This is a genomic window from Spirillospora sp. NPDC046719 (assembly GCF_040645715.1).
Taxonomy (GTDB): Bacteria; Actinomycetota; Actinomycetes; order Streptosporangiales; family Streptosporangiaceae; genus Spirillospora.
Genome location: NZ_JBEYYT010000423.1, coordinates 1 through 8,008, shown reverse-complemented (window position 1 = coordinate 8,008; position 8,008 = coordinate 1). Strand labels below are relative to the sequence as shown.

The following is an 8,008-nucleotide window of genomic DNA, read 5'->3' as shown; positions in this document are numbered from 1 at the left end:
GAGGAACGTCCCGGTCCCGGGGCCGACGAGCCCGTCGTAGAATCACCACGACCAGCAGCGGGCGGCGGGCCGGGTCGCGCAGCCGCTCGACCCGCAGCACCTCGGCGGCCCGCGCCAGCCCGGCGGACAGCGGGGTGCGGCCCCCGGTCGGCAGCGCGTCGAGGCGGCGCGCCCCGGCCTCCACCGACGACGTAGGCGGCAGCGCCAGGTCGGCGTCCCGGCCCCGGAAGGTGATGAGGCCGACCTTGTCGCGCCGCTGGTAGGCGTCGAGGAGGAGGCTGAGGACGGCGCCCTTCACCGCGCGCATCCGCTTGCGCGCCGCCATCGAACCGCTGGCGTCGACGACGAACAGGACGAGGTTGCCCTCCCGTCCGTCGCGGACCGCTTCGCGCAGGTCTTCGGGTTGGACGACCAGACCGGAACCGGTGCGTCCCCTCGCGCGCTGGTGCGGTGCCGCCGCGCGCAGCGTCGCCGTCAGGTGCAGCCCGCGCGCGCCCGGCCGTGCGCCTGACACGCGTCCGTACGGGCTGCGCGCCTTGGAACGCCGTCCCGGCGCGCCTTCGCCCAGCCCGGGGACGGTGAAAAGGCGCGGCTTGTAGGCGGCGTCCGCCGGCGCGGGCTCGCTCTCGCCCGACCGCCCCGGGCCGCCGCTCTCCCCGGACTGCGGTGTCTCCTCCGGGGGCGGGTCGGCCGGCGGCGGGACGGGCGCGTCCTCCCCGGAGCCGTCGGGAAGGCCGCCGCCTCCCCCGTCCGGGCCGCCCGGACCGCCCGGGCCGTCCGGGCCGTCCGGGCCGTCGCCGGGAGGTCCCGGGTCGTCGGGCGGCTCCGGCTCGTCGCCGTGCTCTTCGAGCACCTCGTCGAGCTTCTGCCGGTCGAGGCCCGGCGCGTCGAACGGGTCGCGGCGGCGCCGGTGCGGCAGCGCTAGCCGCGCCGCCGTCCGGACGTCGTCGGCCGTCACCGCGTCGCGGCCGTGCCAGGCGGCCAGCGCGATCGCGGCCCGCGCCGTCACCAGGTCGGCGCGCAGGCCGTCCACCTCGAACGACGCGCATACGGCGGTGATCTGCCGGAGCGCGGCGTCGGTCAGCTCCACGCCGGGCAGCCGGCGGCGGGCGGCGGCGATCCGCCGGGCCAGGTCCGCCTCGTCCGCGGCGAAGGCCGCGGCGAAGCCGTCCGGGTCGTCCTCGAACCGCAGCCGCCGCCGGACGACCTCGGCGCGCTCGGCCGGGTCGCGGGTCGCGGCGACCTCGACGGTCAGCCCGAACCGGTCCAGCAGCTGCGGGCGCAGCTCGCCCTCCTCCGGGTTCATCGTCCCGACCAGCAGGAACCGTGCCGCGTGCCGGACGGAGACGCCCTCGCGCTCCACGTACGACTCGCCCATGGCCGCCGCGTCCAGCAGCAGGTCGACCAGGTGGTCATGGAGCAGGTTGACCTCGTCGACGTACAGGACGCCGCGGTGCGCGGCCGCGAGCAGGCCCGGCTCGAACGCCTTCACGCCCTCGGTCAGCGCGCGCTCGATGTCCAGCGAGCCGGTGAGCCGGTCCTCGGACGCGCCCACCGGCAGCTCGACCAGCCGCGCGTCCCGCGTCCCCGCCTCGCCCGGGGCGTGCGGGCCGTCGGGGCACGCCGGGTCGGGATCGTCCGGGTCGCAGGAGAACCGGCAGCCCGGCACGGCCGGCACCGGGGGCAGCAGCCCGGCCAGGGCGCGCACGATCGTCGACTTCGCGGTGCCCTTCTCGCCGCGGACCAGCACGCCGCCGACGCCCGGCGACACCGCGTTGATCAGCAGGGCGAGCTTCAGATCGGCCATTCCGACGACGGCGGAGAAGGGGTAGCGCTCGCGGGCGCGCCTCTCCGGCCGGCCGGTGTCCGGCGCCGACGCAGGTCGCACGTCTCGTCATCCTTCCTCGGGTGTCCACGCCCGTGGCGGTGCCTGTCCGACGGCCGGAGTCTCCTGGCTCCCGGATCACCGCTCCCCCTCGGCCTTCCAGCACCGCGTGCCGTGGCCGTGTCGAGGGGGGCTCCCCTGGTCACAGTTGCGGGACAGCCCCGGATTCGCACCGGGTTCCTCCGCGTCCGTCGCCCGCCCAGGATCGCACACCGGCCGGACGCGCTCGACCCGGCCATCTATCGGCGCAGTGCCGGTCAATGTTGGCGATACGCCAATGAGATGGTCTACTGGTCGGTATGGAGCGACGCGCAGCCCCGCGCGGCGAGGCCGCCGGAGCCGCGACGCCGCACCCGGGCGACACCAGGAGCCCGAAGGCCCGCTACCAGCGCCTGCCGCGCGACGAGCGGCGCGACCAGATCCTCGACGTCGCGCGCCGCATGTTCACCGAGCTGCCGTACGCGGAGGTGGCCACCGCGGCGATCGCCCGCGAGGCCGGCGTCCAGCGCGGGCTCATCCACTACTACTTCGGCACCAAGCGGGAGCTGTTCCTCAAGGTCGTCCAGGGCCTGACGGCCACCGCGGCGGTGCAGGCGCCGCCCCCGGACGAGCGGATGACGCTGCCCGAGACGGTCGAGCTGTGCGTGAACCTGTTCCTCGACACCGCCGAGCGGAACGCCACCACCTGGTTCGCGGCGCTGGACGCGGAGGGCTTCGGGCAGGACCCGGAGCTGCTCCACCTCGTCAACCGGTTCCGCGACCGGACGGTCGAGCACATGCTCGCCGTCCTGCGGGTGCCCGCGCCGACCGGCACGCTGCGGGCCGTCCTGCGCGTCTACTCCGGGCTCGCGGACGCGGCGACGCGGCAGTGGCTCCAGGAGCGGACCCTCGACCGCGCGCAGGTGCAGACGCTGCTGACCAGGTCGCTGATGTCGCTGGTCACCGACATCGCCCCCGCGCTGGAGGCCCAGGACGCGGCGGGCGGGGGGCGCCTAGAGGCCGGGGACCGGCTGCTTCGCGCCGCCGCGCACCGGGACGGCGAACCAGACGGCCTTGCCGCGGACGCCCGGGCCGAGCCGTGACAGCGTCCGCAGCATGCCCCAGCGGCCCCGCGACAGCTCCCGGACGATGCTGAGACCGCGCCCGCAGTCCCCGGACGTCCACGAGTAGCCGGGCAGCGACGCGTCGACGTAGGCGTCGAAGACGGCGCACCGCACCTCGGCAGCGACCGGGGCACCCGGGAGGCCGGGACCGGCCAGGGCACCCGGGCCTGCCGGGGCGCCGGACGGGCGGGGCTCGGCGCCGGGCGGGTCGCCCAGGTAGAGCCACAGCTCGTGCGGGCCGTGGTCGCCGGCGTGCTGGTGCGCGTTGGTGGCCAGCTCGCTCACCATCAGCTGCGCGTCGCCGATCGCCTCGTCCCGCACGCCGAGCGAGGCGAGCGCGTCGCGCAGCACGCGGCGGGCATGGCTCGCGCAGCCGGGACCGCCGGGGAGCGCCCACACCCAGCCCGGCCTGGCGCCGCCCGGCCCGCGCGCGCCCCCGGCGGCCATCGCGTCGGCCATGGCGGCGGCGTCGGTCATCATGTCCGCGGCGAGGTCGGCCGCCTGGTCGGAGGGGGCGCCGGGCGGCGCCGCGGGGTCGGCGGCCGGGGCGGCCGACCGGTCGTGCCCGGCGCGCGGCCCGGCGGTGCGCCGCGGCGCGCGCTGGCTCGCGTCGGTGGTCTCAGGCGGGGTCTTCACGAGTGCCTCCCGCGGGCCGTCTGCCGGGAGCGCGGTCCGGTCGCCGTCACTATCGGTCCCCGAGCAGTCACGCATTCAAGACTCTCGTGAGATTCTCACGTACGCAAGCGCCTTGATGGAATTGCCCTGCCCTCGGTGCCGGGTTCGCCAATCGCGTTGTGGCGCGGCCCGAGAGCGGCGAGACTTCGCTCCCATGACCTACCGCCCCACCGTTCGTGGCCGCCGTCTGGCGCGGGAGCTCCGCAAGCTGCGCGAGGAGCAGGGACTCACCCTGCAGGAGGTGGCGGACCGCCTCGACTGGTCCCGGGCCACCGTCTCCCGGCTGGAGACCAGCCAGACCCGGCCGCGCCCCGGCGACATCGCCGACATCCTCGACCTGTACGGCGTTCCGAGCCCCGACCGCGACGCGCTGATCACGCTGGCCAGGCAGGCGGGGCAGCGCGGCTGGTGGACCGCCTACCAGGACGTCTTCGCGGGCAGCTACGTCGCGCTGGAGGACGAGGCGTCGCACATCCGCACCTGGGACCCGCAGCTCATCCACGGCCTGCTGCAGACCGAGGAGTACTCCCGCGCCGTCATCACGGCCGGCCGGCTGCTGCCCGCGCAGGAGGACATCGAGCGCCGCATCGCGGCCCGCAAGATCCGCCAGGCGCTGCTCGACCGCGAGAGCGCGCCCCGGCTCCAGGTGATCTTCGACGAGGCGGTGCTGCGCCGGCCCATCGGCGGCCGCGAGGTGATGCGGGCCCAGCTGGAGTCTCTGGTGGAGGCCGTGAAACGCCCGACGGTGACCGTTCAGGTCCTCCCGTTCACACAGGGGGGACATGCGGGCCTTGACGGACGTTTCACCATTTTGTCGTATCCGGACCCCGCTGACCCCGATATCGCCTACGTAGAGGGGACCATGGGCGACGTTTACCTTGAGAGCAGCGAGGCAATAGCAAAACATAGGGACCGCTTCGATCGGATCGAGGCGGCCGCCTTGTCCCCCGAGGAATCCGCGCACCTCATAGCCGAGGCAGCAAGGAGCAGCCTGTGACCAACCTGCAGCGCGAACTCAACGGAGCCACCTGGCGCAAGTCCTCCCACAGCGGGAGCGGCGACCAGTGCGTCGAGGTGGCCCCCCTCTCCAGCGATCTGCGCGCTGTTCGCGATTCGAAGGACCCCGGCGGACCGGCCCTGGTGCTGACGCCGGACGCCTGGCAGACCCTCCTCGACTCCATCCGGGAGGTCTGAGCACGAGTTCCGGAGGGCCGCGGCGCACGTCGCCGCGGCCCTTCGCCGTGCCCGCACGCCGCACCAGGTCCGGAACCGGGACCGGGGCGGTGACCCCGCCCTTCCCTGGAAAGTAGAACGTGTTCTAGTATCGCCCGTGCGGCGCCGACCCGGCGACGCGGCCCCGGCGACCCGGAGGATGGCATCGTGACCGCGGAACTCAAGCTCGGCATCAACGTCGGCTACTGGCAGCAGCACCCCGACGACCAGACCGAGACGGTGCTGGCCGCCGAGCGCTGCGGATACGACTCGGTCTTCACCGCCGAGGCCTACGGCTCCGACGCGTTCACCCCGCTCGCCTGGTACGCGGCCCGCACGTCCCGGATCAAGCTCGGCACCGCCGTCGTCCAGATGTCGGCGCGCACGCCCGCCGCGACCGCGATGCACGCGCTCACCCTCGACGCGCTGTCCGGCGGCCGCATGATCCTCGGCCTCGGCGCGTCCGGCCCGCAGGTCGTGGAGGGCTGGTACGGGCAGCCGTTCCCCAAGCCGCTCGCCCGCACCCGCGAGTACCTCGACATCGTCCGGCAGGTCTGGCGGCGCGAGGAGCCGGTCACCAGCGCGGGCCCGCACTACCCGCTGCCGTACCCGGGCGGCGCCGGCCTCGGCAAGCCGCTGAAGTCGATCGTCCACCCCGTCCGGCCGGAGATCCCCGTCTACCTCGGCGCCGAGGGGCCGAAGAACGTCGCGCTGTCCACCGAGGTCGCGCAGGGCTGGCTGCCGCTGTTCGTCGACCCCGAGCAGATCGAGCCGGTGTTCGGCGCGTCGCTGGCGAACCGCCCGGACGGCTTCGAGATCGCCGCGACCGTCACCACGATCGTCACCGACGACCTGGCGTCCGCGCTGGAGTTCGCCAAGATCCCCCTCGCGTTCTACATCGGCGGGATGGGCGCCAAGGACCGCAACTTCCACCTCGACCTCATCGGCCGGCTCGGCTACGCGGAGCAGGCCCAGCGCGTCCAGGAGCTGTTCCTCGACGGCCGCCGCGACGAGGCGATCAAGGCCGTCCCCGACGACCTCGCCGACTCGATCTCGCTGCTCGGCCCCATCGGCCGGATCAAGGAGCGGCTCCAACTGTGGCGCGACAGCCCGGTGAGCACCGTGCTGATCGCCGGAGTGAAGGACGAGCCGACGCTCCGCGCGATCAGGGAGATGGTCGACGGCTGAGCAAGAGGTTCGTACCTTTTCGCCCAGAATTATTACGTAACGGAAAGTTCCCGCCGTCGAGGCGCGGGTTCTACGTTCGTGATCAGACCACCCCGAGTGACCGGGGCATGGGGAGGGGCGGTCCGGTTCAGGCCGGGCCGCCCCTCCCCATTTCGGGGTGGGTCGCCCGTAACCGATCACACACGACGCGATGGAATGGAGGCGGCGAACCGGGTGCTGCACCGAAGGCACCCGGAGATCAGAGACTGGAGATGGGACACACGATGTCCACGCAGGAAGACGCCGCCCGGCTGCTCGTGAGGACTCTCGAGGCTGAAGGCGTCGAATACGTCTTCGGCATACCCGGCGAGGAGAACATCCACTTCGTCCACGCCCTGAACGACTCCCCCATCCGCTACATCCTCGTCCGCCACGAGCAGGGCGCCGCGTTCATGGCCGAGATCTACGGCCGCCTCACCGGCAAGGCCGGCGTCGCCTCCGCCACCCTCGGCCCCGGCGCGATCAACCTGCAGCTCGGCGTCGCGGACGCCACCACCAACAGCACCCCCGTCGTCGCGATCTCCGCGCAGGTCGGCCTCGACCGCATCTACAAGGAGTCGCACCAGATCGTCGACCTGGTGTCGCTGTTCCGCCCCATCACCAAGTGGTCCGAGCTGGCCCCGACCGCCGAGGCGCTGCCGGAGATGGTCCGCAAGGCGTTCAAGACCGCGCAGACCGAGCGTCCCGGCGCCGTCTACCTCGCCATCCCCGAGGACGTCGAGTCCGCGAAGGTCTCGGACGCGCTCAAGCCGCTGCCGGTCAACATCGTCCGGCCGCAGGAGCCGTCGCCGTCCCAGATCGCCCGCGCCGCCGACGTGATCGCCCTCGCCCGGCAGCCGATCGTCCTCGCCGGCCACGGCGCCACCCGCGACCGCGCCAGCGACGCGCTGATCCACTTCTCCGAGCGCCTCGGCCTGCCCGTCGCCACCACCTTCAACGGCAAGGGCGTCTTCCCCGACGACCACCGCAACGCCCTCGGCGCCGTCGGCTTCATGCGCCACGACTACGTGAACTTCGGCTTCGACGAGGCCGACGTCCTGATCGCCGTCGGCTATGAGCTCCAGGAGTTCGACCCCGTCAAGATCAACCCGAACGCCGACAAGAAGATCATCCACATCCACCAGTCGCCCGCCGAGGTCGACGACCACTACCCCGTCACCGTCGGCATCCAGGGCGACATCTCCCGCTCCCTGCGCGCCCTCGCCGACAGCGTCCACCGCCGCTGGGACGTCAACGGCACCGGCGAGAAGATCCGCCGGATGATGCGCGACGAGCTCGCCGAGGGCGCCACCGAGGACGGCTTCCCGCTCTCGCCCCGCCGCATCGTCGCCGACGTCCGCTCCGCGATGGGCCGCGCCGACATCGTCCTCGCCGACACCGGCGCGGTGAAGATGTGGATGGCCCGCATGTACCCGACGTACGAGCCGAACACGCTCCTCGTCTCCAACGGCCTGTCGTCCATGGGCTTCGCCGTCCCCGGCGCCATCGCCGCCAAGCTCGCCCACCCCGACCGCAGGGTCCTCGCCGCCACCGGCGACGGCGCGTTCCTGATGAACTCCCAGGAACTGGAGACCGCCGTCCGCGAGAACATCCCGATCACCGTCCTGATCTGGGACGACTCCGCCTACGGACTGATCGAGTGGAAGATGGACCTCGACATGGGCACCAGCTCCCACATCAAGTTCGGCAACCCCGACTTCGTGAAGTACGCCGAGAGCTTCGGCGCCCGCGGCTACCGGGTGGAATCCGCCGCCGAGCTCCTCCCCACCCTCCGCAAGGCCCTCGCCGAGGACGCCGTGTCCGTCATCACCGTCCCGGTGGACTACTCCCACAACCTGCAGCTGACCGACAAGCTGGGCGATCTGACCGGCCCGTTCTGATCACCCGCCGCCGCGTTCATGGTCTC

7 protein-coding genes and 1 riboswitch are annotated in these 8,008 nt (G+C 73.2%); of the genes, 5 read left to right on the top strand and 2 right to left on the bottom strand.

Translation table 11 applies throughout. The features are described 5' to 3' along the window. Positions 1-1,807: VWA domain-containing protein (locus ABZ914_RS41645; protein ID WP_500200185.1), on the bottom strand; the 1,807-nt coding region annotated here is incomplete at its 3' end. Between the two features lie 137 nt (positions 1,808-1,944). Continuing rightward, positions 1,945-2,068, bottom strand: a riboswitch (cobalamin riboswitch). Between the two features lie 116 nt (positions 2,069-2,184). On the opposite strand from ABZ914_RS41645, the gene ABZ914_RS41640 reads away from it, so the two are divergent. Next, positions 2,185-2,967 carry a TetR/AcrR family transcriptional regulator gene (locus tag ABZ914_RS41640; RefSeq protein WP_500200183.1) on the top strand — a complete coding sequence of 261 codons (783 nt, stop codon included), beginning with the start codon at positions 2,185-2,187 and terminating at the stop codon, positions 2,965-2,967. On the opposite strand, the gene ABZ914_RS41635 is transcribed toward ABZ914_RS41640, so the two are convergent. After that, positions 2,878-3,624: an ATP-binding protein gene (locus ABZ914_RS41635; protein ID WP_500200182.1), complete on the bottom strand. Its 747-nt coding sequence runs from the start codon at positions 3,622-3,624 to the stop codon at positions 2,878-2,880. The two genes, ABZ914_RS41640 and ABZ914_RS41635, sit on opposite strands and share 90 nt — an antisense overlap. Positions 3,625-3,817: 193 nt before the next feature. On the opposite strand from ABZ914_RS41635, the gene ABZ914_RS41630 reads away from it, so the two are divergent. The 4 genes from ABZ914_RS41630 to ABZ914_RS41615 all read left to right on the top strand — a co-directional run bounded on the left by ABZ914_RS41630 (position 3,818) and on the right by ABZ914_RS41615 (position 7,982). Next, positions 3,818-4,660, top strand: a complete 843-nt coding sequence (locus tag ABZ914_RS41630; protein WP_387029068.1) for a helix-turn-helix domain-containing protein — start codon at positions 3,818-3,820, stop codon at positions 4,658-4,660. Next, positions 4,657-4,857 (top strand): DUF397 domain-containing protein, encoded by a 201-nt coding sequence (locus tag ABZ914_RS41625; protein WP_433149742.1) that lies wholly within the window; start codon positions 4,657-4,659, stop codon positions 4,855-4,857. Before ABZ914_RS41630 ends, ABZ914_RS41625 begins: the two co-directional genes overlap by 4 nt. A gap of 186 nt (positions 4,858-5,043) precedes the next feature. Next, entirely contained in the window at positions 5,044-6,063 is a 1,020-nt protein-coding gene (locus ABZ914_RS41620) for an LLM class F420-dependent oxidoreductase (protein ID WP_500200180.1), read from the top strand. A 263-nt stretch (positions 6,064-6,326) separates the two neighbouring features. Then, positions 6,327-7,982, top strand: a complete 1,656-nt coding sequence (locus tag ABZ914_RS41615; protein WP_433246905.1) for an acetolactate synthase large subunit — start codon at positions 6,327-6,329, stop codon at positions 7,980-7,982. Positions 7,983-8,008 lie beyond the last annotated feature (26 nt).